Origin of the sequence: Paenibacillus ginsengarvi, assembly GCF_003626695.1 — a bacterium.
GTDB classification, from domain to species: Bacteria; Bacillota; Bacilli; order Paenibacillales; family NBRC-103111; genus Paenibacillus_AB; species Paenibacillus_AB ginsengarvi.
In genome coordinates, this window is sequence record NZ_RBAH01000031.1 from 18721 (window position 1) to 44205 (window position 25485).

Consider the following 25485-nt stretch of genomic DNA (forward strand, 5'->3'; position numbering starts at 1 on the left):
GAAATCGAATGATACATGTGGGTTGTAATTCCATTTTATGGAGGGGTCTTATGTATCATTGGGCATCCCTTAGGAAGTTTCTTGATGTCCCCGCTAATGTAACAGGAAAAGGCGTGCGTATTGCAATCATTGATGGCGATTTTCCCGCCCATCCTGACATTAGTACTGATGCTGTCCGTAAAACGTACTTAGTACGTGCATCCGATCCTAACCCCGCCCCTACCTTGTTGGAATCGACAGAAGGACCTTGGCCCCGCGGCGATCATGGGTTATGGGCAGCAGCGTCGGCAGCCGGCTCTGGATTTCTGTGCCACGGACATTATTCCGGAGTCGCACCGGAAGCCGACTTATTTCTTGTAGCCGGTGGATCAACAAAACAAAAACTGAATGTGGAAACGAGTATTTCCAATGCTCTAAACTGGGTAAAATCCAATTGGAACAAATACAATATTCGTGGTGTTTTAGTAGCGACCTATGGGAAGAAGGATACCGGCTTATTACCGTGGCAGGTCGATCCATTGCGTGTACTTTGCGAAGAAATTGCTAATGAGGGCTTATTGGTCATGGCTGGAACAGGAAATCATTCCGATACAACCTCTGGCGTAACCCAAGCGGCCGCCCCTTCGGTTCTTTCTGTCGGAGGCGTTATTATTCCTGTAAATGGAGACCCAGTCTCGGCGGAACCCTATCATGGCAGCAGGGGGTACACTTTTGAAGAAAAATGGGTTCCTGAAATGTTGGCGCCGGCTGAGAATATCGTATTTCCTTACGGAACTGAAGAACAGTTTGAATCTCATCTATACGCCCGCTCGGATCATCTCCCGAAAGGGTATGCCCGTATCAATGAAGGAACTTCTTTTGCGGGACCCATTGCTTTGGGTGTGGCAGCATGTCTGTGGCAGGCTCGCCCCGAATGGACAACTGATCAGATAAAAGCTGCATTGATAAATACGTCTACTTCCAATATGAAATGGAGTCAGCTCAAGGCTGGATTGCCATCAATAAAAAGAGCAATTGAATCAGAAATAGGCGGAGCATCCTTTAATCAACAGCTGAATAGTTATCGAACTTGGAGAGAGTGGCGTGAAAAGCCATTGTCCTTGCGGCTGCAATCCCTAATGAATCATAATGAAGAAACGGCAATGCCGATTCTTTTATCTTTCTTGCCTGGTGAGCTGCCGAATGAAGCAGCCGGTACAGTAAAAAAGTTATAGTTCATCCATTATTTCGTGTACGTACAGCAGCAATCTGTGTAATGGCAACAAAACCGGATTTATTGACAAAGGAATCTATGATTTCAGCCTTTAAAGACGAATCACCGAATGTCAGATTGGCGGCAATATTTGCACTTCTACAGTGCCCCCGGTTTTGGGCGGACATGAGCGGCCACTTGATTCAAACCTTTACTGATCCGAGTCTTGATGTCAGATGCGCAGCATTTCGACTTGCAGCCATAATAAAGCATCCTGATTTCGTTGAACAGCTTGTGCAGGGATTAGAAGATGATGCACACAACAAAAGGCTTGCAAATTATAGCGCGCGGTGTACAGCCTTAACCTCAATAACCGGCCATCAAATACCGGCTGTACCCGGATGGCAGCCGGGTGAATGTCCATATTCGGAACGCAGCTTTAAAGCTCGGATCATTACGGCGCAGCAATGGAAAGGCTGGCTCTTGACCAGTAAGCGGGCCGAACAATGATTTGGAATTTTTCGCTTCGCGGGGGTTGACCTGGAGTCGCCTCCAGCATGTAGGATGAGGAATGAAAGGAGGCGGGGGGTGTTGTACACGATCGGTCAAGTCGTAGAGATGACGGGGTTCGGACACGATACGCTCCGGTATTACGAGAAAATCGGGCTGCTCAAGCCGAGGCGCAAACGGTCAGGCGGTGCGCGCGTGTTTAGCGACGACGATCTCCGATTGCTGTCCGGACTAAAATGTTTGAAACGGCTGGGATTGTCTTTGGAAGAAATCAAGGCGTTCACGAGTACGAACCGCTGTGTGGTCGAACGCTCGTCGATGCGCGACGGAGACGAAGACATGCTCCGGGATCGAATCAGCCTGCTGACGGACCACTTGGCGCGGATGGAGACGCAGCGCCGCGAACTCGACGAGCTGATCGATCGGACGAAAACCAACATCCTCCTGTACAGCAAGCTGTTGGACGGGACGCCGTAAACGTTTCGAAAGTTCCGGCGTTCGAGCCTCCACAAAACACATGCAGAGGAGATGCGAGCGTGAACATTGCAATGATCGGGTCAGGACATATTGGCGGTACGCTAGGGAAAGCATGGGCGACGAAAGGTCACCGGGTGACGTTCGGCTCGCGAGATCCGCAAAGCGAAAGGATGCGCGCGCTGCTGGGGTCGATTGGCCCGAGCGCCGCCGCGGTGTCCGTTAAGGAAGCGGTCGAGTTCGGCGAAATCGTCGTATTGGCCGTTCCCGGCACGGAAATCGAGCGAGTGCTGGAGGAAGCGGTCGATCTGCGGCGGAAAATCGTCGTGAATGCGACGATGTTGTTCGACGGGCGGTCGGCGGACGCGGAAGTGCGGAGGCTCGCGAATGGCGCTCGCGTCGTGCGGGCGTTCCATACGTCGACATGGGAGGCGCTCGCAAACCCGCAGTTCAGCGGGGGGAACGTCACGCTCTTCATGAGCGGCGAGGACGAAGAAGCCAAGCAAACCGTCGCTTCGCTGGGCGCAGAAGCAGGATTCGACATGGTGGACGCGGACGGCGATGAAGCCATGGCCGAGATCGAAAAGGCGCTTTTTTCGTTCTGGACCGCGCTTTCGCCGCGGTTCGGCCGCGACTATGCAATCCGGGTGCTGAGGAGGGAAGAAGCGCAACCGTTTTAAACCTGCCCTTTACGAGCGAACGTACGTTTGGTAAACTTAAAAAAAGTGCGGGAGCGTGAAGGGTTTGGACAGTTCAACGATAGTGATTGACCATCTCTTAAGGAAATACAAAGCAGACCAGAAGTGGAACCGCATTGCCATTGAACAATTGTCCGATGAGGATATCGTATGGTCGCCAACACCTGAGAGTAACAGCATCGCAAATTTGGTGGCTCACATATCGGGGGCTTTATATCAATGGTTTGAAGTTGCATACTTTGGTGCTCCGCATATTGGAGATAGAAGTAAAGAATTCGAACGCGGTCTGCAAATGACAAAAGAGCAAGCATTGGAGCTTGTGAAGAAATCGTACGATAGCGTTATACAAGTACTTGAAATCATAAAAGCAAACCCAGAAAAGTTGCTGGATCAGCCTTATTTAAACTTTCCTACGTTCAGCAGTGCCGGCTTAGACAATCAATCTACCGTTCTAGAAATGCTTCTGCATCAATTCAGACATTTGTCCAGTCACACAGGCCAAATCATCTATATAGCAAAAATGAGGAAAGGGAATTTGGTTTGGGATTGAAGCATGAATAAGGATTGGAGCAGGCGCCTCGGCGACCTGCTTCAGCTCGTTGAAGTAAGGGCAGGAAGTTTACAGGCTTAGGAATACGGCGTGCGCATGAGGTGATAAGCGCACGGTGAACGATGTCCATGCTGACGAGCATGAGACTTACTTAGTTTCACGATAAACAGTCAATAGCAATGCTCCAATTAAACGAGGGGAGGTTGGTCCAATTAGGAAAGTTAAAACGATACTTTACGTCACCGTTGTTCTTATGGCGGTGATGATTGTACTTCTCTGGACATCCGGGTTATTCGGCTTATGGTTTCATGGAATGGCTTTTGTTGCAAACAATACCAAGCAATTTACAGAAAAGGGTCATCCGGTAGAGGGAGCCTATTCGTTTCAAGTTGATTTGTCGAGCTTGGAAAGCAACATTGGAAAAGAGATCTTTAACGACGGGGAACACAGGATATATGTATCCTGGCTGCAAAAGACATACAACGGAGGATATGATATCGGCTTTAGATCAAGCGGACAGTATTCTTTAGCGGGTGCTACGCTTATCTCCGGTGTTCATCATGAGACGATTAACGATCATTCCTTTACCATGTCCTCAACAGCAAAATTAACAGCAGAATACAAAGGGAACCTATACAACACTCAAGCTACAGGGCAATGCGGCTTGAATTATAAGGACGGGGATTGTTTTTCCTTCTCTTTCTTTTTGAGTGATGGAGCCAATAAAGAAAACGTTGAGAGTCCTGGTATAGTAAGGCTTACGATTACCGATCTCTATCAAAATATTTGGCGGAAAAAATGAGAAGCTGAACATGTCTGTACAATAGCATGATTAAACAAAGAAAAGCGTCTGTTGGTGTTAACCTGCAGTACGCTTTTCTTTCCTTCTATACATGAATTATACCATAAAATAGGTTAAAGAAAGACTGTTCTTTTGTCAGCGTATCGAGTAGATTAGACTTTATTCCAAGGAATACCAGTCGCTGCAAACTAATTTGACGAGTTGATTAAAAGCAAAAACTACGGGTGATGAATCGGCGGTTTTCACCTTTTGCGAACATACGTGCTATAATCATAGTGAATGCAATGAAGGGAGGTGTGGCCGAATTGGTATCAAATCAGGATGCTGTGCCACACAGCTTCCTTCCTTGAAACAGCAATAGGAATGGCTCAAATCCGTCGATAGTATCGCCTTACAATCCGCTGTTCGAAACGTCGCAGACAGTTTTGATCGATTTTTCAAGAAGCAAAACCAAGCTCCACGTTTCAAAAGTCGAAAGAGTCCTGTGCAAAGCTATACGACCAAATACACCAATGGGAATATTGCCGTCGAAGGAAGCTGCCTTAAACTTCCGAAGCTTGGATGGATTCGTTTTGCCCATTCCCGATCTATCGAAGGACGAATCCTATCCGCAACCGTTCGTCGGAATGCGGCGGGCAAGTATTTCGTATCCATCGTCTCGGAGGTGGAGATCCAACCTTTGCGGCGAGTCGCCAAGGAGATCGGCATTGATCTTGGACTCAAGGAATTCGCGGTCTGTTCAGATGGGATGCGGGTTGCCAATCCGAAAGCGTTTCGCAAATTCGAACCCAAACTGGCGATGTGGCAACGCCGTTTGGCTCGCCGTACAAAAGGTGGCTCCAATTGGCGAAAAGCCAAGCAGAAAGTTGCTCAGATCCATGAGATGATTGCCAATGTCCGCAATGATTTTTTGCACCAATTCACCACAAGTCTGATTCGTGAAAACCAAACGATCAGAAGCAGTCGAATTATTAAAACAGGTGGGAAATGGAACAAAGAGGTAATCTCGTTTTACTTAATAAATCCCAAAATTTACTTTGCTCTGATTTCATTAAAATGAAACTGTCACGAAAGCTAGCAAAGGGGAAACAGAATTTACAAAAATCATTGAATAGATGTGTGAAAAATGAGTACAACGTTCATATTTTTTTATATTGGGGATGGTGCTTGCATGGACAAAAATTCTGTTTCCAGAACAAACATAATAGGCGGTAGTGAGGTTGTCGCTATCTCGGTCGACATGGATAAGAGCGTTATTCATGAAACAAACAGCTTATTTTGGGATACAAAAGGAAATGAGGTTTTAGGAGCAACCTCACTTCCCCTTTATGGAGCTTTTGTCTCAGAAGAAAATTGCCAACTTTTTGGCGATGTATCAGGAAAAAAGACGCTGGAAATAGGATGTGGAAGCGGTCACTCTTTGCAATATTTGGGGGAACGCAAAGCATCTGAACTATGGGGGATGGATATATCGGAAAACCAAATCGAAAAAACAAAGCAACTTTTGACGGAGTGCGGTCTTTCAGCTACATTAATCTGTTCCCCCATGGAAGAAGAATGTGGCATACCAGAGGATTATTTTGACTTTGTTTATTCGGTTTATGCAATTGGCTGGACAACCGATCTTGAGGGTACTTTTCGCCGGGTTGCTTCATATCTAAAAAAAGGCGGCGCTTTTATTTTCAGTTGGTCTCACCCTATACACAAATGTGTTGTTGAAGATAATAATGCTTTTGTTTTTAAAAAATGTTATTTCGACGAAACCTGGTATTCGTCATCTCTTGAAGAAAGTACGCTAACTTTATCTGACCGTACACTATCAACCTATGTGAATGCGTTGGCAAAGGCGGGCTTTTTAATTGAACAAATGATTGAGCAATCGGATGATGAAATTATCCAATCGCGGGGGAACAGCAAATTTGCCAAAAAAGCAAAGATGCTTCCTGTTACTTTTGTAATCAAAGCAAGAAAACTGTAGTTAGCGATCTCTGAATCAAGAAAATTATAATAAATCGCGTAGGTCCATAGTGAAATTGAGCAGGCTGCTGCAAAGCGGTCTGCTTTGTCATAGAAATAACGGACTGGATAATTTAAGCCTTGACGCATTTCAATATTATGGCTAATATTACCATTATGTTAGTGAAATGGGGTAATCAAATGTATAATTTGATTTTGAAACAACCTCATCATCATGAGAGGCGTTAACACATTCCTAAAGATCAGGGATGGGTTAACGCTTTCTGCGCTTCCCATCCTGCGACATACAACGCGCAGGACTCAATGGGTCTAGCGCGTTTTTTGTTTCAGCACATAAGAAAACGGAGGGTTAAAGAAATGGCAATCATGACAGATGAAAAGGGAAATGTCTTCTTAGAATTCATAAGAACAGAAGAGGAACAGTTAGATTTAGCTTCACTCGATGCACCACTAACACATTCTTTGATTGTGGTAAAGTGTCAGGATGCTTTTCTTTTTATGTATAACAAATGGAGGAGCAGTTGGGAATTACCTGGTGGTGTTATTGAAAAGGGGGAAACTGCTAGGCAATGTGTTATTAGGGAGTTATTCGAAGAAACGAATCAAAAAATCAGCATTGTTGAATTCAAGGGCTTAATGAAATTTAGACTTCAACCAAGTTATCATGGACCTGAGAGGACTGAGTATGGCGCTTTGTTTTCGGGAGAACTAGATGTACTAGATGCTTTTATTGAAAACGACGAGGCGAAAACAATTACTATATGGGATGGAATATCAGACATTGGAGAGATTTCAGGAATTGATAAAAAACTAATTGAATTTGTTTGATACTAAACTCAAAAATCCGGAAAATTATATGAAGGGGTGGAGGATGATTACTTTGCAAATTCTTTTGATACGTCATGGTGAATCAGAGGCTGACATTATGAACGTACATGAAGGAAGAGCTGATTTTCCTTTAACTGAATTAGGTCGAAAACAAGTAAGATTAATGGCGGAAAAAGTAAAGCATGAATATCCACCGCATTTCATTTTCTCAAGCACACTAAAAAGAGCAAATGAAACTGCCAAGATGCTGGCTGATAAAGTTGGGTGTCCTATTCAGTTTGAGGATGATTTAATGGAACAAAACAATGGGGTACTAGCGGGTTTATCTTTCGAAGAGGCTAAAAAGTATCCTATTCCTAGAAATTTAAAACTACATGAACGTATTGAAGGCGGAGAGTCAGCGATAGAATTTCGAATGAGGATAGAGAATGTGTTTTCTAAAATAATAAGTAGCTCAATCCAGGAAAGAATTGCAATTGTCACACACGGAGGAGTAATAAACTGTCTTTTACGTTCATTTTTTAAAATGCCGGTAAATAAGGAATTTGGTTTTAAAAGTGGTGATACTGCTATTCATTCTATCGAAATTTCCCAAAACGGGAGAGCAGTTAACTTCTTAAACAATATCTCTCATTTAGATGCATTACAAAAAGGGGTTATATGATAATGCTTAATTGGCCGGTTTTAATTTTGTTCTTACTCTTTCCCATTTATATTGTGTTCAGGCTGGAAACCATAGCAAGGAAATTGACCAAGATCGAACGAAGGCAAACTGACCGGGAAAGGGAAAATATAAAGATAAATAATGCGCAGATGATAGCCGACCAACAACTGAGAGACAAGGGTTCTGGCGGCCTATATTGAGCTAACCAAAGACAATAGTTCAGCACAAATACATGGGCCGCCGCGGGATTAACCGGGCGGCCTCATTAAGTATTTGTCAGTTTTAATTATTTGCTACACTGCTTATCATTTTTGAGATGTTATAATTACAAGATCATGCAATTTGCTACAAGGGATGGAGAATAACTGCCGGACCGAGAATAAGTAGATAAGCGGAGGATGGAACCATGACTGCCTATGAGAAACCGAACGTGGCCATAAGCGAAATCGAGGAAGTGTTACGGAATCATTTTGGACCCGGTGCGGCCGAGATTACGCCGTTAACCGGAGGTAACTTGAGCAGCGTGTTTTCCTTCGTCCACCAAGGAAAAGGTTATGTAGTGAAATTCAGCGATCTGGAAGGGGCGTACAGGACGGAAAGTTATGTCTCCGACTTGTTGTCTGGTCAAGGCATCGCTTTTCCGAAAAGTTTGGCGCTAGGGAAATCCGGTCAATTGGCTTATATCATCATGGAACGGATAGAAGGACGCAATCTGGCCGACTGCACGGCAGAGGAACAGGCCCGTCAAGTGCCGGAACTGATCGGAATTTTGACCCAGCTGGCTGCTGTGGACGTTAGGGCAACGAAGGGGTACGGGTGGATCGGGCCTGACGGCAACGGAGCTTATGCATCCTGGAAGGACTTCGTCGTCGCCGTGAATGCGGAAGATCAGACGGGGACGTTCTGGGAGAACTGGCACGATCTTTATCGAACGTCTTGCCTGGAGAGAGACGTATTCGAAGAAATCTATAACCGCTTGCTGGCCTACGTGCCGTATAACGAACCGCACAGGGGCTTTATCCACGGGGATTTTCACCAGTGGAATCTGTTGTCGGACGGCACGCGGATTACGGGCATCATTGATGGCAATTGCCAATACGGCGACTCCCTCGTCGACTTGGCGATTCTCGATCGGCATATGCCGAGGAACGGCATCATTCAGGCGTATCAAGACTTTCAAGCGAAAGCCGGCATTACGATTCCGCATTTCAAAGAGCGATTAATCGGCGCCTATTATTTCAAGGGACTCGATGGACTTCGGTTCTATGCGAAGATGGGGTGGAGGGATGCCTATCAAGGGACGCGTCATTTTCTTTTGAATCTGGAAGCTTGAGCGATAGGTGCAAGCCTCATTTACGTTATGCACCCTTTAGAGCTGGGTGATTGTAGTGAAATAATCTGATCCCAGAGCCTGATTTCATACGTTTTGGAGGAGGGGAATCCGTGAGCATGGAGATCAGCATTTCCAATTCGAGTCATACGCTGCAGGTTGTCGGCTGCCAATTCGGGGTGAAATCGGCGGACTGGTCGTATCCCAGGCATCATCATCATTTATTCGAGCTGTGTTACTGCTGGGAGGGCACCGGGGAATTGACCGTCAGCGAAGAGACGATCGTGTTGCGTGCGGGCGAGCTTTTGCTGCTGAAGCCGGGGATTAAACATCATTCGCGCAATCGCTCGGCCGACCGCTACGCTTTCTTTAACATCCACTTCCAAATAGACGATAAGGAAGTATACGCTCATCTCACCGCGGCTCCTTACCGGTACTTGGATCGAGATCGCATACAGCGGACACGGCTGCCGGCCTACTTCCGGGAGATGGAGGGACTGCTGTCCAAAGAACTGCTGCAATCCGGGCCTCCTCTCACTTCACCGGACTCGGATCACCGCTTTGCCATCCAATTAAGCTACCGGAATCGCTTGTTTTTCCAGGGGCATATTTTGCTGATCATCCAGGAAGTACTCTCTCTGCTGCTCCCGCTTGAGCCGGAACCGGCGGCGGAGCTTCCGCTGCATGCCGGGTCGGTGCTCCAGATCGATGCGGCTCACGCCATCGAAGCCAGTTTGCAGAATACGGGTTGTGTCAAAGGAGCGGTAAACGGCATAGCCAAGGAACAAAATTTGAGCCGCAGTCAATGTTATAAAATATTTACCCACGTTTACGGCATGTCCCCACGGCAATATTTAACCCAGATCAAATTGAATCAAGCCAAGCAGCTGCTGTTAGATAGCGAATTGACGGTTGAGGCTATCTCCCGCAAGCTCGGCTTTGCCACCATAAGCCATTTCTCCAGACAATTCAAGAGATGGACCGGTTCCTCCCCCAATCAGTTTCGTCCCCAGCGCTAAACTCGCTTCCCATAGACAAGAGGAGACAAATGGACAAATAGAAGGATGCTCTGCTAATTGTTCCGCAAGCGGTATCCTTCTTATAATCAGGTTGCGGAATGATTTTCAACCTGAGAGGGGAGTTGTCCCGATTGTCCGAATTTGTCTACATGCTGAGATATACCATGAGGTCCGGCGAGCTGGAAAGCGAACGGTTCGAAGACCTGATGGCGTTTTGCCGCAACGCCGGAATTGACGATGTGATGTTTTTTATTCACCCTATGCATTTCAACCATATGACACTGGAAGAAACCCGGCCATGGCTGAAGGCAATCCAACGGGCCAAGCCGCTGCTCGCATCGATCGGGGTCACGACCTCGATCAATCCGCTAAATACGCTGCTGCATGAATCCGTCGGCGGTGTGTTGAAGCAAGGGCAGCGGTTCCAAGTCATGGTTGACCCGCACGGCAACCGCTCCTCGGCGGTCGCTTGCCCTCTGTGTCCGGAATGGAGGCGGTATATTGTCTCTATGTACGCCGCTTATGCGGAGCTCGAACCTCACTGCCTCTGGATCGAGGACGATTTCCGTTTTCACAATCATCGCCCGCTGCTGTGGGGAGGCTGCTTTTGCGATGCGCATTTGTCCGAGTTTGCCTCTCGTGCCGGGGTGGAGCGGATCGACCGCGACGATTTTGTACAGGGAATGCTCGCGGAAGGGCCTCCTCATCTATACCGCCGTATTTGGCTGGACGCTTGCCGCGAACAACTGGTGGACGTGGCCGCCGAGATTGCCGACGCTGTCCATCAGGTGTCGCCTCGTACCCGCTTGGGCTTGATGACTAGCGATCCGGCCGCGCATGCTATCGAAGGCCGCGATTGGCACGGGCTGCTGGCAGCGCTGGACGGCGTGCATGCGGCTGCGGTTCGCCCTACCTTGCCTGCATACCGGGAGACGACCGGCATGCAATATGCGTGGAACTTTCACGCGGTGTCGCGGCTGACCGCCTCCTTGCTCCCGTTTATGACGCCGCTGTATCCCGAACTGGAGAATGTGCCTTATACCTCTTATGCCAAATCTCACGCGTTTGAACGATTCCAATTGGAAACCGGACTGCTGCTCGGCAGCAAGGGCATCACGCTGAACATCCTCGATATGGCAGGCAACGGAGTTTATCCGGAAGAACGGCATGAGCGCTGGCTGCGCGAGCAAAAAGATTTTGCCGCAAGTGTGGCCGCCATGCATCTGCATGTGCAGGAGCAGAGAGGGGTCGGCGTGCTCGTCAACGAGCGTTCTTCCTATACGCTGGCAACTGCCGGGGGCAAGTCCCCGGGAGATCTGGCCCCCCGGGAGACATTCTGGGCCGGCTGCTTGTCCGCTTGCGGGATCGCGAACCGTTACGTCGTGGACAACGGGGTCGATTGCTCGGGGGCGGTGGCTTTATCCGGGCAGGTGCTGCGTAATTACAGCGAGGCGGAATTGCGGGAGCTGTTCGCCCGGTGTGCGGTGCTGCTCGACGGTGAAGCGGCGTTTACGCTTTACGATATGGGGCTCGGTTCGTTATGCGGGATCGCCCGGGCCGAGTGGTTTACGGCGCAATTCTACGAACGGATTGCCGACGGCCGCAGTTACGCCGGCATCGCGAACGGCAGGATGAGGCCGTTTTATAGCCAGGAAGCGTATCTGCGATTGGAGTACGACGAGGCGGCGACGGTGTCTGTCTTGTCGCGGCTGCATCGTGTAGATGACAGCCTATTATGTCCCGGGATGACCGTCGTCAACGAACGGGTGTTCATCATGCCCTGTGGCTGGGAGAACCAGCAAGCCTTGCTTCATCCGATTCGCAGGGCCGTGCTGCACGATGTGCTGCTAGGTGCGCTACGCAAGCCGGACTGTTTGCCTCCGGTGATGATGGCAAGTTATGCGCCTCATGTCGCCGTGTTCGAATTTGCCGGCGAGCTAGAACGGACGATCTGTCTGCTTAACGCGTCTCTCGACGAAGTGTCGGAGCTGGAGCTCACGGGGATCGGGCCGGATACAAGCGGATGGATGACATACAGCCGCAGCACTCCGTTCGGCCGTCCGGCGGCATGGAGGGAAAAGGGAGAGACAAGCATGCAGCTGCTCGATAACATCATCCCGCCCTTGTCTATGGTTGTGCTGCGCAGGAGCCGAGAAGAAGCGGAGTGTACAGGAGCTCGTTCCTGCACATAGGCTAAGTCCGGAAGTAGAGGGATAAGCCAAGCGGCCATCAACTGAACAGGGAGGTCATAAGAAATGTCGAATCAACGAAGCAGCGCCATATTAGGCTGGGTGGTCGGATTCATGGTTGCGTGCATGATACTGGCGGGCTGCAGCCGGGATACGGCCAAATCGCCGGACGGCGGATCCGTGTCCGACAAGGAGCCTGTTGAATTAACGATCTACTATTTCTGGTCGAGGTCTTACGAGGATTTTATGGCGCTCTACGGAAATGATATCGTGCGCAAGTACCCTCATTTCAAAATCAACTGGATCCAGAACACCAAAGGCAATTCGCCGTCGGAGTTGATCGCATCGGGTATCAACATTGATATGTATTACAGTACGGTAGACAATCTGGCCCAATTGATGGATTTGGGCGTTGACCCCGACCTATCCGACCTCATCAAGAAATACAATACGAATCTGAACGAATTTGAGCCGACGATCGTCGATTACATGCAGCGGATCGAGCCTGGCAAATTTGTCGGCATTCCATTCGCCACGCAAACGCTGTCCCTGCTGTACAATAAGGATATTTTCGATAAATTTGGCATTCCGTATTTGTCTGACGGCTTGACTTGGGACCAGCTGTATACAGCGGCCAGATCGTTGACTCGCGTAGACGGCGGTGCGCTTTACCGTGGGTATGCCGAGACGTGGTTTCCGAACCAGCTGGCGCTGAATCAGTTATCGCTTCCCTTGATCGATTCGACGACGAACCGGGCGATTTTCGATACGGATTCATGGAAGAAATTTCTGAACAATTACATCCGGTTTTACCAAGTTCCGGGATATGAGCCTACCCCTGAGATATTGACGGGCGGTGCACCGGCCACGGCTTTCGTGCGCGACCAGAACATCGCCATCACGGTCCGGAATAACAGCGATTTTCCGAGAAAAAGCGCAGGCGCGAATTTGAATTGGGATGCGGCGACTTATCCGGTGTTCTCCGCAGCGGCCTCGGATGCAGGGCCCCAACCGCAGGTCATATTCTGGACGATACCGAAAAATGCCAAACATAGGGAAGCGGCGTTTCTGGCCGCAACGGCAACGGCCTCCCACGATGTGCAGTTGAAAGGCTCGCGCAATGGTTTGCCGTCCGTGCTGCGCGACCCCGGCATCCGCGAGGCGTTCGGCGCGGACGTACCCGACTTGCAGGGCAAGAATGCCAAGGCTTTGATTCCGAAGCGGTACGCGGCCATCATCCCTCCAACCCGGTTTAACGGCATAGTGACATCCGCCATTAGCGACGCCTACCAGAAGGTTGTGTTAGGTAAGACCGATCTCAATTCCGCGTTTCGCGAAGCGGTCGAAGCGGCGGATAAACAAATCAACGCCACGTTGGGCAGATAGTAATGTCAGGGTCGTAGGTTTAACTATGCCGAGCTCGGCTCATGCAGCCGTCTGCCTTGGCGGATCACCAGAATTGCCACCGACGAAGCGGTGGCTTTTTTTAACGTTTCCGAAAGTTTAAGTTCGCTAAACCTTTTTTTCGATTCGATGTGGCTATTTTACTGCTTCCGGTGTCTAATTGAATGTGACGTCATAAGGAGGTTACCTGCATGCACGCATCTGCCGAACCTGCCGAACGAATGGAAGACCTCTACACCCGGTACCATCAAAGGCTTCGCAAGTACTTGCAACTGAAAGTCGACAAGCAGACGGCCGAGGATTTGACGCAAACAACCTTCGTCAAAGCGCTGGAACATATGCACGCTTTTCGCGATCACGCCAGTCCTTTTACGTGGTTATGGCGCATCGCGAGCAACACGCTCAAGAACGAATACCGCAGCATAAGCCGCAGGCGCGAAAAATATGTCGATCTGGGCCGGCTCGACAGCCGTTTTGTGTCCTGTGAATTCACGAATAACGTGGAGATTCGTATCGATGTCGGCTCTGCTATGCGGCAGCTGAACGAAACCGACCGCGAAATATTCACGCTGCACTACGATATTGGGTGTACGCTGAAGGAAATTTCGGAAATCGTCGGGCTAAAGCTCAGCACGACCAAGAATAGGCTGTATCGGGCGCATGCGAAATTGCGCATCGAATTGGCTGGTCATGGGGAGGTTCCCGCATTCCTTTCGCTCATTCAAACCTTTCTATTCATGGATCGTGTCCATTCCGATCATGCCGCGCAAGTCCGGGAGGATCTGATCGGCGAGCTCGAAAGCCGCGTCGAACGGATTACCAAGCTTCTTCAGCATCAACCGGCCGAGAGGCTGACGATCGAGATTTATCCCGACCTCAATGCGTTTCACCGCGCAGTCGGTGAACTTGACGCGCCGGATTGGTTCATGGGCGTCATCGACGGCGCGACGATCAAGATCGTATCGCCGCTCAATCCCGGCCCCGCTCATACGTATAAATCCGTGCTGCAATCCACCGTTCACCTGTTCACGATCCTTATGGTCAAGGAGGTGAATCCCGTCACACCCAAATGGCTGTATCAAGGGCTCGGCGGTTATGAAGCTGGACTGATGACGAAGGATCATATTCGCCATTCGATCCGCAAGATGGTCGAGCATGACGATGTGCCGACGTTCGAAGACTTGGAGGATCATTCCTGGGATTTTGAGCGGAGGAAGGGGTTCCAATTTGCTTATTCGCTGGCGGAATTTATACTGCGGGAATACGGGGAGGACCGCTTGAATCGGCTCATCCGGAAACCGGCTGATTTTGAGGACGCGTTTCAATGTTCCGAGTCGGCATTCCGAATCCGGTGGATCACCTTTTTGAAGGAGCATTACACGTAACAACGCATCCGACAAAATGGACAAATAATACCGCTGGCGGTGATTGACCTGGAAACAACGCATCAGAATAAGGAAGCATGGAATGTTGGAGCCTATCAAGCATGGGTCAATCGGTTCGGAAATCCTTCGGAAGCCGCGATGAAAATAAAACACGACCCGGCCAAAAGAATCGGTAAAGCTCTCGATTATATGGGGGAAATCCAAGAAAGAAACATCGTGAATCTGCTTGGTTCAAACGCAAATAAAGCCGTCGCTTTAGCGCTAATGGGGGCAAGCGTTACGGTAGTGGATTTTTCTACTGAGAACGAAAAGTATGCGTTAGAGCTAGCCGCCGCTGCTGACGTTCATATACGTTATATTGTATCCGACGTACTCCAACTACCAGATGAAGTGTTGACAGGTAGCTTCGATATTGTGTATATGGAACATGGGATCCTTCACTACTTTACGGATTTACACGCATTGTTCCATGTGGTGAACACTCTTCTTCGCCCAGGGGGAGTACTTGTTACACAAGATTTCCATCCAGTATCAACAAAGCTGCTATCATCGAGAGGCACAACGGCCACTATCCGAAAACATAAAATAACGGGCAATTACTTCGATGCTTCGATAGAGGAAAAAGAAATTTCCTTTTCAAAATTTTTAAGCGATCGAAGTGAGAATGTACAGAAAGTCCTTTTACGTAATTGGACCCTCGGAGAGATCATTACCTCCATAGCAAGCTGTGGGCTATATATAAGAGTTCTTGAAGAATTGCCGAACCAATCCTCAGATGTTTTCGATAAAGGGATCCCCAAAACATTTATCATCCTTGCGGAAAAGAGGGGATAGCTTATATCCGCTGGCGAGTACCAGCAGAATTATTACGTACAAATAAAACGAGGCTGCCGTCGGATCGATCGGCGGCCTTGTTACGTTTACATAAGGACGGCGGCAAATACTGGGTCAACCAAAAAAGAAACCTTAGAATTACCGGAACATTGTACTTGCACGGAGCGTCAAAATGTTTAAAAAATGGAATAGGAGTGAGACCATGAGTAAAAAGTGGGCTGTCAGTATCCTGGCATTTTCCGCGCTGACTATATTGTCGAGTACTATTTTTGCCTCAAGTAATCTTAAGATCAGTATCAATGGAGAAAGTGTGAAATTGCCTAACCAGGCCAGGGTAGAGGATGGTCAATTACTTGTTCCAATTCGGTGGATCACGGAAAAACTTGGGGCAACCCTAGGCTGGAGCGAAGCTGAGTCCTCTATCCATATCAAAACAGCGCATCAAATTCAGCTTGACCGCTTCATGGATGTTAAACGAGATACAACCGCAAGAAAACTTGTTGACTTGTGGTTGCAAGGTGTGCGTACAAGAAGCGGATCTTTGCAGTACGCTACGCTTTCTCCGAAGCTGCAACAGTCGACTTACAAGACATTTGAGGACCAATACTGGGGAACAGGCGGTTCAAGTCCTTGGATTGAAAATATCGTCATTCGTTCAGAAGAAAAGGTACAAGACAATTTGGTCCGATTCGTTGTTGATTACGATCTGGCCTCCTCCAACTGGCATTGGAGCGGAGGGAGAAAAGAGATCACTGTTGAGCGTACTCAGAACTCGCCATATGAATCATGGGAGATCACTTCTATTCATACAAAGTTCAATGAGTATGAAATAGTTACTCCTTCAGAGACTGTAAGTGACACAGAAGCCAACAATAATGAATACTAAAGCAAGCTGTTCTGTAAACCTCACTTTTCTGATGAAAATAATAGATTTCGTAGGTTTCGTGAGAATGGGGAAGCGGCAATCGCGTTTGCTCATTGCGACTACATGGAACGTTACAGCTTCGGTATCGTATTATCAATAAAATGAGTTCTTGAATAGCAGTCAACGAAATAATTAAAAAGGATGAAGAGAGCATGAACCTGACTCCACAGCAACAATCAGTATTACTAGCATTAACCACGGAATGGCAGACACCGGCGCAGATTGCGGATCAGCTTCAGGTAGCTCCGGAGAATCTGTCCGACGTAAATCAGTCATTGAAGGAACTTTTGCATGAAGGACTGGCGCAGGTTAATCCCGTTGTATTCGGCCTATATCGATTAACTGCACTCGGCACGCACAAAAAGGCGGAAGTCTGTGAGAACCAATGAAACTATTGATTTTTGGGTCTTGGAGCAAGATCAGAGTACGATACATGTTCTTGATTCGATCTTAAGCTAATGGCAGGATGGTTGAATTGATGTACAACCCTATAATGGCCACCAAACTTTATATCCCCGCTCCTCGGCCGGAAGCGGTTCTCCGTCCGCGATTGACCGAAAAGCTCAGCGGCGGGTTATACCGCAAGCTTACCCTTATCTCTGCACCTGCGGGTTACGGCAAAACGACATTAGTTAGCGAATGGCTCGCAGGCTGCGGGCGGCGGGTCGCATGGCTATCGCTCGAAGAAGGGGACAACGAATGTACGCGCTTTTTAAGCTGCCTGATTTCCTCTCTACAAACACTTGAGGCGAAAATAGGAGAAGGCGCTCGCGCCATGCTTCAATCTCCTCAAAGGCCCTCCATAGAGTCGATCTTGACCGCTCTTCTTCATGAAATTGCAGCCATCCCGACGCCCTTTATCCTTGTTCTTGACGATTACCACGCGGCAAAATCGCAACCGGTTGACGAAGCGCTGAGCTTCCTGCTTGATCATCTTCCCGCTTCGATGCACGTTGTTATGACGACCCGCGAGGACCCGAGTATCCCGCTCGCCCGGTTGCGGGTCCGGGACCAAATGACCGAGCTGCGGGCAGCCGACATGAGATTCACGCTCTCCGAATCCGAACATTTTTTGAACCGCATCATGAGCCTTAATCTGTCCATGGATACAATAGCCTCGTTGGAATCACGCACCGAAGGCTGGGTTGCCGGTCTGCATTTGGCTGCGATCTCCATCCGGGGGTATCCAAACGCCGACCGGCTCCTTCAGTCTTTCACCGGCAGCCATCATTTCGTGTTGGATTATCTGGTAGAAGAAGTGCTGCAGCGGCAAACCGAAGCCGTTCAAACCTTTTTGCTGCGGACCTCGATCCTCGACCGTCTGTACGGACCTCTTTGCGATGAAGTCGTGCTCGATCCGGCAATTTCCGGCAAGACCGCTTTAGTGGAGCTTGAACGTAAAAACTTATTTGTCGTACCCTTGGACCATGAACGGCGGTGGTATCGCTATCACCATTTGTTTGCCGATCTGCTTCGCAGAAAACTGCAGGAAAACTACGACGACAGTCATGTCGCTGAATTGCATAAACGAGCAAGTGACTGGTATGAAAATAATGGCTTCGAAATCGAAGCTTTTCGCCATGCCGTACAATCCCGAGACATCGATCGGTCCGCACGTCTGCTTGAAGGCAATGGAATGCCGCTGCATCTTCGCGGGGCTGCAGGCTTTTCGCTGAACTGGCTGGAGTCGTTGCCTGCAGCGGAATTGGATGCCAGGCCCGCGCTCTGGGTGATGTATGGTTCAGCTCTGCTGCTTGCGGGCAAGCTGATGGGCGTCGAGCATAAACTGCGAGCGGCAGAGGCGGCCCTGGCGGGTGCGGAACAAGACACCCGCGTAAGGGACCTGATCGGTCTAATTGCCGCGACTCGGGCTGCATTGGCATCGCTAGCGGTGACCGGCAATCCTGACGGCGCTGAACGAAAATTACTGGCAGCCGAAGCAGCCATGCAAAACACGGGACAGGGCGATAAGACCGATGAGCTTGTCGGACTGATCGCGCCCGCTAGCGACGTAAGAATAAGCGAAAACCAAGGAATTGAGAATATTATCTTCCAATCACGCCGCGCGCTGGCGTATCTGCGACCGGAAAATCTCCCCGTTCGGACGGCAGCCGCCTGGATGCTGGGCGTCGCTTGCCAGCGGCGCGGTGATCATTCCGCCGCTCGCGAGGCCTATGGCGAAGTCTTATCGAATGGCCTGATGATGGGTCAGCAACTGATGGCTGTATTGGCCATGATTGGGTTGGGTCAAATCGAGGAAGCCGAGAATCGGACCCATTCGGCGGCGGACTGTTACCATGAGGCACTGCGTCTGGGCGGCGATCTGCCGCTTCCAGCTCTCCATGAAGCTCGGCTTGGTTTGGAGCGTGTGCATAAAAACAGGATGAAGAGCAACTTGATCGAGCCGCTTAGCCAGCGGGAAATGGAGGTGCTGGAGCTCATCGCTAAGGGGCTCTCGAACAAGGAAATCGGCGAGAAACTCTTTTTGGCCTTGGATACGGTCAAAGGGCACAATCGCAGAATTTTCGAAAAACTTCAAGTACAGAGACGCACGGAAGCAATCGCCCGGGCCGGCGAATTGAATTTATTACCGAAGACCCGCAAACCACACTAAAGTGTCTACAGGCCGCGATCCTCTTAGAGCTATACTGCTTATAAATTAGCTAAGAGGAGATCAACATGAATAGAATGGCAAGAGCGGCAGGGGCCATGTTTCTGGTTTCGACGGGGGTTTACATGATAGGCAGCGGACTTCTGGATTCGGTTCTAAATCGCCCGGATTTTCTCGCCGGCTTGTATCCGGACCGAACGACCGTGGTGTTCGGATCGTTTTTGGAATTGATAAACGCTATGGCGGTGGCGGCGATCGCCATTCTGCTTTATCCCATTTTAAAGAAGCATTCCGAAGCGTTTGCGCTGGGGTACTTCGGAGCCCGAATCATGGAGTCTGCACTGCTTATCCTAAGTGCAGCCGTTCCGCTTGTCCTTATCGCGCTGAGCCAATATTACATTTCCGCAGGTACTGCCAATGATTCATACTTGGAAAAGATTGGGGATTTATGGGTAGAAGCGCATGCTTTGCTCTTTCAAATGGCCATGATTGTGCTAAGCTTAGGCAGCTTATTGCTATGTAGTGTCCTTTATCGCTCGAGGCTGGTTCCGCGATTTTTGTCAGGTATCGGTTTCATCGGGTATGCGGCATTGCTTCTAAGCGGCTGTTTGTCGATCCTCGGCCTGGAAATCGGCCCCGTTCTGTATGTTCCAGGAGCCGTATTCGAGATCGCGTTTCCCATTTGGATCATCGTTAGGGGATTCAATCTGAGAAACTCTGATTAAGAAAGACATATGTAGGCAGCCGGCTTTTACGATCGGCTGCCTTTCTCAACGAACGGGTAGTTTAATCGAAGATTAATAAAAGACTCTCCCCTATCACATATTTAATGCTTTTTCTCAGCGGTTCTACCGGAGCATTTAATCATCGGCTTTTGCGAAGTAGCCATGTAAATTAACGACTACACCTACGGGCAAAGTATCCGAAGTCGCCCGAACTCCAAATATAGTGTTTCTCGCAATGACAACCCCGGTTGCTAAGCTGGCCTGTAATCCCCCGGTCCCGGATGAATCGGCGGTTGTAGCATCTTGAAAAGCCGACAACGTATTAGCGCCAAAAAGAAGTAGTTGTACGCTAGTAGATTTATTGGCTGCCGCCCGCCCAAACGTAATATCCATATCCGTTACAATAAATACTTTTTTTTCGGGTATGGCAAAAGGGGATAATGTTGCGTTAGGGTTGACGATCGAAAATGTACTCACTTCGTTGCCGGTCGGATTGGCTCCTAACAAAGTTACGAACTGATTGGGTTTTACTTCATTTGACACTTCGATCCCTCCAAAATTCGAAGTTAAATTCTACCCTATCTTATGCTCGTTCGATTTGTAACGGAACACAGAATCATAGGGAGTAGAGCACATTTAATACTAGATTTGCATAAAAAAGGCCGGCAACCAGGAACGTCTTGACTCATCTCGGACTGCCGCTGTCTTTCTGTCATTTGAAATCATTAATACATTGGATGATGCGGGGATGAAAGGGACAAGTGTTTATGAAAATTAATTATTAACGATTTACGAGGCTGCTGATATGTATTAGCCTTGACTCTTCCGCAGCGGAAGGCTGTACAATTTAAGGAGAGAGGAGGAGTAATAGGAATGGACACGTTAATTAGTATAGGAGAATTGTCCTCAAGTACGGGGATTTCCATTAGGGCAATCAGATACTATGAGGAAATAGGTTTATTGATCCCATATAAAACATCGCAAAACAATTACCGCTATTACAGTGATATGGAGAAGGGAAAATTAGGAGTCATTCTGATTCTAAAAAAAATGGGATTTTCCCTCCGAGAGATAAAAACTAGGAGATCCGTTGGAAGCCTTGCGGGAGGTTTCGATGAAAAAGACGAATGAAATAAATGATCTGCTTCCAACAAAATCTATAGTCAAGGTAATAGGGGTAGGAAGTAATATAATAAATGTATTAGAAGGTTTGAAGGGTGCGGATAAAAAACTAGAAGTCATACATATCCATTACGAAGAAGAACATTTATCAAACTCAAGTTTCGGCAACTCCATTCAAATACAAGGATCTTCTCATGAAATAGGCATTCAAGAAGAAATCCACCACGTCAGGAAAGCGATTGAAGGTGCCGAACTTTTGTTTATTCTTACCGATGTCGATAATGGTATTGCTTCAATTATTGCACAAGAAGCCCGGAGATCAGGTATTCATATTGTTGGTATACTAAACGATTCCCTGATGGGAAACGAGGTCAATCACCGTGTTCAAGAATTTATAAATCATGTCGATCTTTTATTTGATTTCTCGGAAAGTACTTCTGACTCCCATGAGGCTCTAATTGTAGACCAGTGGTATACTTATCATCACTTATTCTAAAAACCCGTATCCATATACGCGATATCCAAGCCCTTATTAAGAAAAAGGGTAGGGCTTATCTGGGCATCGGAAAGGCATCCGGTTTGAACAAAACAACCGTCGCAATGGAACAGCTATTTTCAAATTCATTCCTTCATAAAAACGTTATTGAGGGTACCTCAGGTGCATTATTGAATATTACTGCTTCAGACGATCTGACAATGCCGGATGTGGATCAACTATTATACATGGTAAGGAACAAAATAGGATTTAAAACCAATCTTATATTCGGTACGGTTATTGATAATGAATCTCATCATTCTTCCTTCTGCTGATTTACCCATTCATCCAATAAATCCATTGCTTTTAACCGGAGAAGCCATGTTTTCTCCATAATATCTAATATGTTATGGCTTCTAGGGCGACTAGGGAATTGAACGGTAGACCAAGCTTCTCGGGGAAAACGATACAAGGAAGAAATCATCCTGCGTTCGGTCCGATCTAAAGGGCAAAGTTCTTCGTACCCTTTTAGCAACGAATGTATGAAAACGGGATTAAAGCGAGTCGTGTTCATGAGGGCTGTTGCAACGTCAACATAGATGGATCCTAACTTCATGCGGTCCCAATCGATAATGAAAAGCTGTCCGTCATTAGCAATAATGACATTCTGTGAAGTAATATCGCTGTGTATTAACGCGGGACGTATCATTTCCTTCTCCAAAAGGTCTACAATCTCCGGGCTCTTCAATTCGGTCCAAGACCGATCCGAAAACTGAGTACAGGATTCTCCGAGTCTTTTATACCATCTACGAGTCCATCTATTCGATTGGTTTGCTTTTGCCATCCGTTTGCGAAAGAGACGGTCACGGTTTTGCCATAATCGGATATGATCGTAAAAGTGGCCTTTAATGGGAAGGGAACGACTGGATGTATGCAAGGAGGCAAGAACTCGTCCGAGCTTTTCGAAATCTTCTTGATTTTCCATGCTTCTTCCATTTATCCATGTGGTTAAATAGAAGGGCCTCCCTTGGTCTAAAGTCCATAACTTACCGGAATTGCTCGCGAGCCATTTAGGCATGGAATTGAAGCCATTATTCATCAAGAGTTGTACATGGTCTGCAGTTGTTTTTATTTGATCAATTGTGCCGGAGCGGAGTAAATTACTCCGGAAAAAGGGCTTCATCGCATAGATTCCGCTTCCCGTCAGTACTCGGACGATGGCGCTTTTTCGGTAAAAAGACGCGATCGGATCAGAACGCAATGGAATTAGGCCGAAGCGGCGGACGATTTTACGTATTCGGCTTTTGGCATAGGCATTTGTCATGGGAGAACCTCGCTTCTTCCAAGAGTGCATATGGAGAATAGGGATATTAGCCAGGTTATTCATAGAGGGGGATACGTGTATGGCCTAGCGCCTAAGAAGTATAAAAAACTTGCCGTTTTAGACACTTCGGGGAACCGTCTCATAATCAAGGCCAGATCATTCAAACGGGTAACGATAGTTGAGGAGCTTACATCATGCAGCTCCTCTTTTGTTTTATTCAACTAACCGACGGCATAGGATAATAAGAAGTGCCAGTGAACGAAAGAATTAATATTTGGAGGAATCGGACTTTATGGCGATAGGTCGTTCTCCTGAGCGTATTGTAGTTATTGGGGCAGGGATGGCGGGTTTGGTTTGCACTTTGGAGCTTATGAAACAAGGGTATAACGTGCGTTTATTAGAGGCAAATAGTAGGCCGGGCGGCCGCATATACACCATGCGGGATCCATTTGCCGACGGAATGTTTTGTGAAATGGGGGCTGCCTTCATTGGAGCGCATCATTTTCTCACATTGAGTTATGCCCGCCAAGTTGGGGTTCAATTAATAAATGTACCAGTCCCGGGTAGAAGTTTGTCCTATATCAACGGGAGATTAATCATAGATTCTCCAGATGAACCTGCACTATGGCCTGTTTCACTTACAGCCGAGGAAAGAATGTTAGGATATGCGGGAATCTTGGAAAAGTATCTTGAGCCGGGGCTTCAAGCAACGGGTAATCCTTTTTTGCCGGGCTGGCCCACCAAACAAGCGGTACAGCTCGATTCAATGACAATGGAACAATATCTTATAGGTCAAGGAGCATCTTCGGGTGCGATAAAGCTGTTTGAAATTGGATATATGCAGATGTTAGGTGATGGTATTCGCAAAGTATCTGCATTACAGCGACTGCTTGACCTAAAAATGGCCAGTTCCGAAAGAAGTACACAGACTATAGTAGGGGGAATGGATCAATTACCGAAAAAGCTTGCCCTTACAATTGGCTCAACTATCAGTTATGGATGTGCTGTGACGCATATCGAACAAAGCAATAAAGAAGTAACGATCCAATTTATTCATTCAGGCGAAGTTTTCACGATCAGCTGTGATCGGGTCGTTCTGGCCATTCCCTCTACAGTCCTGCGTACCATTCATTTTTCTCCGCCACTTAGCAAAGAAAAAAATGAGGTCATTCAAAATCAACTCTCTACCTCCGTTACGCGTACCGTCATACAAAGCCGAACTAGATTCTGGCGTAACTTAAGTTCCTTCGCTACAGTAAATACAGATCTGAAAATTGGATGGTTGCTTGATGCTACCTTCACTCAAACGACATCAAAGAGGGGGTTAATTTGTTCCTACTCTTCCGGTGAATCGGCGCGAGAACTATCTAGAGCTGGTACTATTAATTCAGCTATATCAGAAATGAAACAGGTGTTTCCTGAATTGTCGAATCATTATGAAGGTGGAATGGTCTTTTCTTGGGATCATAATCCTTACTCCCGAGGTGCGTATGCTTGGTATCAGCCGAAACAGATGATTCGAATGCTCCCAACACTGTTTTCCGAACAGGGTAGAATTTACTTTGCTGGCGATCATACTAGTCTTTTTCCCGGTTGGATTGAAGGTGCGATCTCTTCTGCGTTACGAACAGTAAATCAAATTGTTTCCAGTAACAGCTTATGAATTGTTTCTAGGCATAGCTGAAGGGATGATTTTCATCAAGGTACCGTATTTGAAATTGTTCCTTAATCCATATCATGAGGCCACCACGGTAGCAGTCGGCAGCCTCATTAAACGATCGGAGGAGAACGGAGGGGATGAAAGGAAGGATTCAGGGCAACTGCATATTAAATGAGGTTGTTATCTTTCATGAACGTTTTGGCCAAGCTTTCCATATGCCGATCCCTTGTATGAGAATCCTCGTAATCTTCCAGTACATCGATAAGATACTCTTCTCCGGGTTTAAACGCTTTGAAAATGAACTTTTCTTTATTTTCTATGCGTACATCGTGACCGCAGTCTTTAAGGCACTTCTCAAAATCTTGCAATGTAGGCTCCTGATTTTCCTCCAAATAAATAAGTCCTCTTAGCAGCCGCGTTCCCGCTTTGCTTATAATTTTAAAATGGACGATATGCTCTCGTTTCACTATAGTTCTCCTCCATTAAGTAGTCGACATTTCGTTCAATTGTATAATAATGAGAGATGTGAAGCCAGTGACATTTATAAGACAGATTTCTACGGGCTGAGCAAGAGGCACACTTTCATCAGGTTGGGAGGAGCAAGCCAGGTTCCCGGTTTTTTATCGACAGAATCCACCAAGATTTGAGACCAGCGCCTTTTGCCGCCTTTTGCCAAGTATGTCTATAATACCAGTAACCCGCGAGAAATAGGTTAGATACATGTTGCGGGCGTATTCATGGCCGGACCGTCGTTAAGGGAGACGTCCCGCTCATACGAGGTCGGCTT

The 25485-nt window shown here is 47.8% G+C and carries 25 protein-coding genes and 2 pseudogenes; 24 read left to right on the forward strand and 3 right to left on the reverse strand.

Going from position 1 to position 25485, the window contains the following annotated elements; genetic code table 11:
- The first annotated feature begins 50 nt into the window (after nucleotides 1–50).
- The 20 genes and pseudogenes from D7M11_RS30190 (at nucleotide 51) to D7M11_RS30290 (ending at nucleotide 20117) form a co-directional block, all read left to right on the forward strand.
- Entirely contained in the window at nucleotides 51–1214 is a 1164-nt protein-coding gene (locus tag D7M11_RS30190; protein ID WP_158606915.1) for a S8 family serine peptidase, read from the forward strand.
- Nucleotides 1215–1255: 41 nt separating this feature from the next.
- Entirely contained in the window at nucleotides 1256–1702 is a 447-nt protein-coding gene (locus D7M11_RS30195) for a HEAT repeat domain-containing protein (protein WP_120751004.1), read from the forward strand.
- A 78-nt stretch (nucleotides 1703–1780) separates the two neighbouring features.
- A complete protein-coding gene (locus D7M11_RS30200) occupies nucleotides 1781–2179 on the forward strand; it encodes a MerR family transcriptional regulator (protein ID WP_240041370.1) in 399 nt (132 codons plus the stop codon).
- 38 nt (nucleotides 2180–2217) lie between these two features.
- Nucleotides 2218–2856: pseudogene (locus D7M11_RS30205) on the forward strand (NADPH-dependent F420 reductase); the annotation flags it as partial.
- 64 nt (nucleotides 2857–2920) lie between these two features.
- A complete protein-coding gene (locus tag D7M11_RS30210) occupies nucleotides 2921–3424 on the forward strand; it encodes a DinB family protein (protein ID WP_158606916.1) in 504 nt (167 codons plus the stop codon).
- A 253-nt stretch (nucleotides 3425–3677) separates the two neighbouring features.
- Entirely contained in the window at nucleotides 3678–4226 is a 549-nt protein-coding gene (locus D7M11_RS30215; protein WP_120751008.1) for a hypothetical protein, read from the forward strand.
- Between the two features lie 322 nt (nucleotides 4227–4548).
- Nucleotides 4549–5181 (forward strand): annotated as a pseudogene (locus tag D7M11_RS30220) (RNA-guided endonuclease TnpB family protein); the annotation flags it as partial.
- 216 nt (nucleotides 5182–5397) lie between these two features.
- Nucleotides 5398–6204, forward strand: coding sequence for a class I SAM-dependent methyltransferase (locus D7M11_RS30225; RefSeq protein WP_120751009.1), 807 nt, complete (start codon nucleotides 5398–5400; stop codon nucleotides 6202–6204).
- 356 nt (nucleotides 6205–6560) lie between these two features.
- Nucleotides 6561–7031, forward strand: a complete 471-nt coding sequence (locus D7M11_RS30230) for an NUDIX domain-containing protein (protein WP_158606917.1) — start codon at nucleotides 6561–6563, stop codon at nucleotides 7029–7031.
- A gap of 52 nt (nucleotides 7032–7083) precedes the next feature.
- Complete coding sequence (locus D7M11_RS30235; RefSeq protein WP_120751077.1) at nucleotides 7084–7695, forward strand: histidine phosphatase family protein; 612 nt, start codon at nucleotides 7084–7086, stop codon at nucleotides 7693–7695.
- Between the two features lie 406 nt (nucleotides 7696–8101).
- Nucleotides 8102–9028 carry a phosphotransferase family protein gene (locus D7M11_RS30245; RefSeq protein WP_120751012.1) on the forward strand — a complete coding sequence of 309 codons (927 nt, stop codon included), beginning with the start codon at nucleotides 8102–8104 and terminating at the stop codon, nucleotides 9026–9028.
- 116 nt (nucleotides 9029–9144) lie between these two features.
- Complete coding sequence (locus D7M11_RS30250) at nucleotides 9145–10044, forward strand: AraC family transcriptional regulator (protein WP_240041374.1); 900 nt, start codon at nucleotides 9145–9147, stop codon at nucleotides 10042–10044.
- Between the two features lie 149 nt (nucleotides 10045–10193).
- Nucleotides 10194–12236, forward strand: a complete 2043-nt coding sequence (locus D7M11_RS30255) for a hypothetical protein (RefSeq protein WP_205127134.1) — start codon at nucleotides 10194–10196, stop codon at nucleotides 12234–12236.
- A 63-nt stretch (nucleotides 12237–12299) separates the two neighbouring features.
- A complete protein-coding gene (locus D7M11_RS30260) occupies nucleotides 12300–13619 on the forward strand; it encodes an ABC transporter substrate-binding protein (protein WP_120751015.1) in 1320 nt (439 codons plus the stop codon).
- A 209-nt stretch (nucleotides 13620–13828) separates the two neighbouring features.
- Nucleotides 13829–15022, forward strand: a complete 1194-nt coding sequence (locus D7M11_RS30265) for an RNA polymerase sigma factor (RefSeq protein ID WP_120751016.1) — start codon at nucleotides 13829–13831, stop codon at nucleotides 15020–15022.
- 48 nt (nucleotides 15023–15070) lie between these two features.
- Nucleotides 15071–15856: a class I SAM-dependent methyltransferase gene (locus D7M11_RS30270; protein ID WP_120751078.1), complete on the forward strand. Its 786-nt coding sequence runs from the start codon at nucleotides 15071–15073 to the stop codon at nucleotides 15854–15856.
- A gap of 202 nt (nucleotides 15857–16058) precedes the next feature.
- Nucleotides 16059–16742, forward strand: coding sequence for a stalk domain-containing protein (locus tag D7M11_RS30275; RefSeq protein WP_158606918.1), 684 nt, complete (start codon nucleotides 16059–16061; stop codon nucleotides 16740–16742).
- Between the two features lie 191 nt (nucleotides 16743–16933).
- Nucleotides 16934–17170 (forward strand): MarR family transcriptional regulator, encoded by a 237-nt coding sequence (locus D7M11_RS30280; RefSeq protein WP_120751018.1) that lies wholly within the window; start codon nucleotides 16934–16936, stop codon nucleotides 17168–17170.
- A gap of 161 nt (nucleotides 17171–17331) precedes the next feature.
- Complete coding sequence (locus D7M11_RS30285) at nucleotides 17332–19395, forward strand: winged helix-turn-helix domain-containing protein (RefSeq protein WP_240041371.1); 2064 nt, start codon at nucleotides 17332–17334, stop codon at nucleotides 19393–19395.
- Nucleotides 19396–19469: 74 nt separating this feature from the next.
- Nucleotides 19470–20117: a DUF4386 domain-containing protein gene (locus D7M11_RS30290; RefSeq protein WP_240041372.1), complete on the forward strand. Its 648-nt coding sequence runs from the start codon at nucleotides 19470–19472 to the stop codon at nucleotides 20115–20117.
- 135 nt (nucleotides 20118–20252) lie between these two features.
- On the opposite strand, the gene D7M11_RS30295 is transcribed toward D7M11_RS30290, so the two are convergent.
- Nucleotides 20253–20660 (reverse strand): hypothetical protein, encoded by a 408-nt coding sequence (locus tag D7M11_RS30295; protein WP_120751020.1) that lies wholly within the window; start codon nucleotides 20658–20660, stop codon nucleotides 20253–20255.
- A gap of 330 nt (nucleotides 20661–20990) precedes the next feature.
- On the opposite strand from D7M11_RS30295, the gene D7M11_RS30300 reads away from it, so the two are divergent.
- The 3 genes from D7M11_RS30300 to D7M11_RS38195 are packed head-to-tail and all read left to right on the forward strand — an operon-like array spanning nucleotide 20991 to nucleotide 22049.
- Nucleotides 20991–21248 carry a MerR family transcriptional regulator gene (locus D7M11_RS30300; RefSeq protein ID WP_120751021.1) on the forward strand — a complete coding sequence of 86 codons (258 nt, stop codon included), beginning with the start codon at nucleotides 20991–20993 and terminating at the stop codon, nucleotides 21246–21248.
- Nucleotides 21232–21735, forward strand: coding sequence for an FtsZ/tubulin family protein (locus D7M11_RS30305; protein WP_120751022.1), 504 nt, complete (start codon nucleotides 21232–21234; stop codon nucleotides 21733–21735). The genes D7M11_RS30300 and D7M11_RS30305 overlap by 17 nt, the downstream gene beginning before the upstream one ends.
- On the forward strand, nucleotides 21708–22049 hold the full coding sequence (locus D7M11_RS38195; RefSeq protein ID WP_120751023.1) for an FtsZ/tubulin family protein: 342 nt from the start codon (nucleotides 21708–21710) through the stop codon (nucleotides 22047–22049). The genes D7M11_RS30305 and D7M11_RS38195 overlap by 28 nt, the downstream gene beginning before the upstream one ends.
- On the opposite strand, the gene D7M11_RS30315 is transcribed toward D7M11_RS38195, so the two are convergent.
- The gene (locus D7M11_RS30315) at nucleotides 22031–23038 is read right to left on the reverse strand and encodes an aminoglycoside phosphotransferase family protein (RefSeq protein ID WP_120751024.1); all 1008 of its coding nucleotides are present in this window, start codon (nucleotides 23036–23038) and stop codon (nucleotides 22031–22033) included. The genes D7M11_RS38195 and D7M11_RS30315 overlap by 19 nt on opposite strands.
- Nucleotides 23039–23330: 292 nt before the next feature.
- Between D7M11_RS30315 and D7M11_RS30320 the strand changes: the two genes are divergently transcribed.
- On the forward strand, nucleotides 23331–24701 hold the full coding sequence (locus D7M11_RS30320; protein ID WP_120751025.1) for a flavin monoamine oxidase family protein: 1371 nt from the start codon (nucleotides 23331–23333) through the stop codon (nucleotides 24699–24701).
- 164 nt (nucleotides 24702–24865) lie between these two features.
- Here D7M11_RS30320 and D7M11_RS30325 read toward each other — a convergent pair whose 3' ends face one another.
- Entirely contained in the window at nucleotides 24866–25165 is a 300-nt protein-coding gene (locus tag D7M11_RS30325) for a hypothetical protein (RefSeq protein WP_120751026.1), read from the reverse strand.
- Nucleotides 25166–25485: the final 320 nt, after the last annotated feature.

What these genes read in the sequence shown, in the direction of transcription:
- D7M11_RS30190 (WP_158606915.1), top strand. Translation starts at nt 51, where the DNA reads ATGTATCATTGGGCATCCCTTAGGAAGTTTCTTGATGTCCCCGCTAAT.
- D7M11_RS30195 (WP_120751004.1), top strand. Translation starts at nt 1,256, where the DNA reads ATGGCAACAAAACCGGATTTATTGACAAAGGAATCTATGATTTCAGCC.
- D7M11_RS30215 (WP_120751008.1), top strand. Translation starts at nt 3,678, where the DNA reads ATGGCGGTGATGATTGTACTTCTCTGGACATCCGGGTTATTCGGCTTA.
- D7M11_RS30225 (WP_120751009.1), top strand. Translation starts at nt 5,398, where the DNA reads ATGGACAAAAATTCTGTTTCCAGAACAAACATAATAGGCGGTAGTGAG.
- D7M11_RS30230 (WP_158606917.1), top strand. Translation starts at nt 6,561, where the DNA reads ATGGCAATCATGACAGATGAAAAGGGAAATGTCTTCTTAGAATTCATA.
- D7M11_RS30245 (WP_120751012.1), top strand. Translation starts at nt 8,102, where the DNA reads ATGACTGCCTATGAGAAACCGAACGTGGCCATAAGCGAAATCGAGGAA.
- D7M11_RS30250 (WP_240041374.1), top strand. Translation starts at nt 9,145, where the DNA reads ATGGAGATCAGCATTTCCAATTCGAGTCATACGCTGCAGGTTGTCGGC.
- D7M11_RS30255 (WP_205127134.1), top strand. Translation starts at nt 10,194, where the DNA reads ATGCTGAGATATACCATGAGGTCCGGCGAGCTGGAAAGCGAACGGTTC.
- D7M11_RS30260 (WP_120751015.1), top strand. Translation starts at nt 12,300, where the DNA reads ATGTCGAATCAACGAAGCAGCGCCATATTAGGCTGGGTGGTCGGATTC.
- D7M11_RS30265 (WP_120751016.1), top strand. Translation starts at nt 13,829, where the DNA reads ATGCACGCATCTGCCGAACCTGCCGAACGAATGGAAGACCTCTACACC.
- D7M11_RS30275 (WP_158606918.1), top strand. Translation starts at nt 16,059, where the DNA reads ATGAGTAAAAAGTGGGCTGTCAGTATCCTGGCATTTTCCGCGCTGACT.
- D7M11_RS30280 (WP_120751018.1), top strand. Translation starts at nt 16,934, where the DNA reads ATGAACCTGACTCCACAGCAACAATCAGTATTACTAGCATTAACCACG.
- D7M11_RS30290 (WP_240041372.1), top strand. Translation starts at nt 19,470, where the DNA reads ATGGCAAGAGCGGCAGGGGCCATGTTTCTGGTTTCGACGGGGGTTTAC.
- D7M11_RS30300 (WP_120751021.1), top strand. Translation starts at nt 20,991, where the DNA reads ATGGACACGTTAATTAGTATAGGAGAATTGTCCTCAAGTACGGGGATT.
- D7M11_RS30305 (WP_120751022.1), top strand. Translation starts at nt 21,232, where the DNA reads ATGAAAAAGACGAATGAAATAAATGATCTGCTTCCAACAAAATCTATA.
- D7M11_RS30315 (WP_120751024.1), bottom strand. Translation starts at nt 23,038, where the DNA reads ATGACAAATGCCTATGCCAAAAGCCGAATACGTAAAATCGTCCGCCGC.
- D7M11_RS30320 (WP_120751025.1), top strand. Translation starts at nt 23,331, where the DNA reads ATGGCGATAGGTCGTTCTCCTGAGCGTATTGTAGTTATTGGGGCAGGG.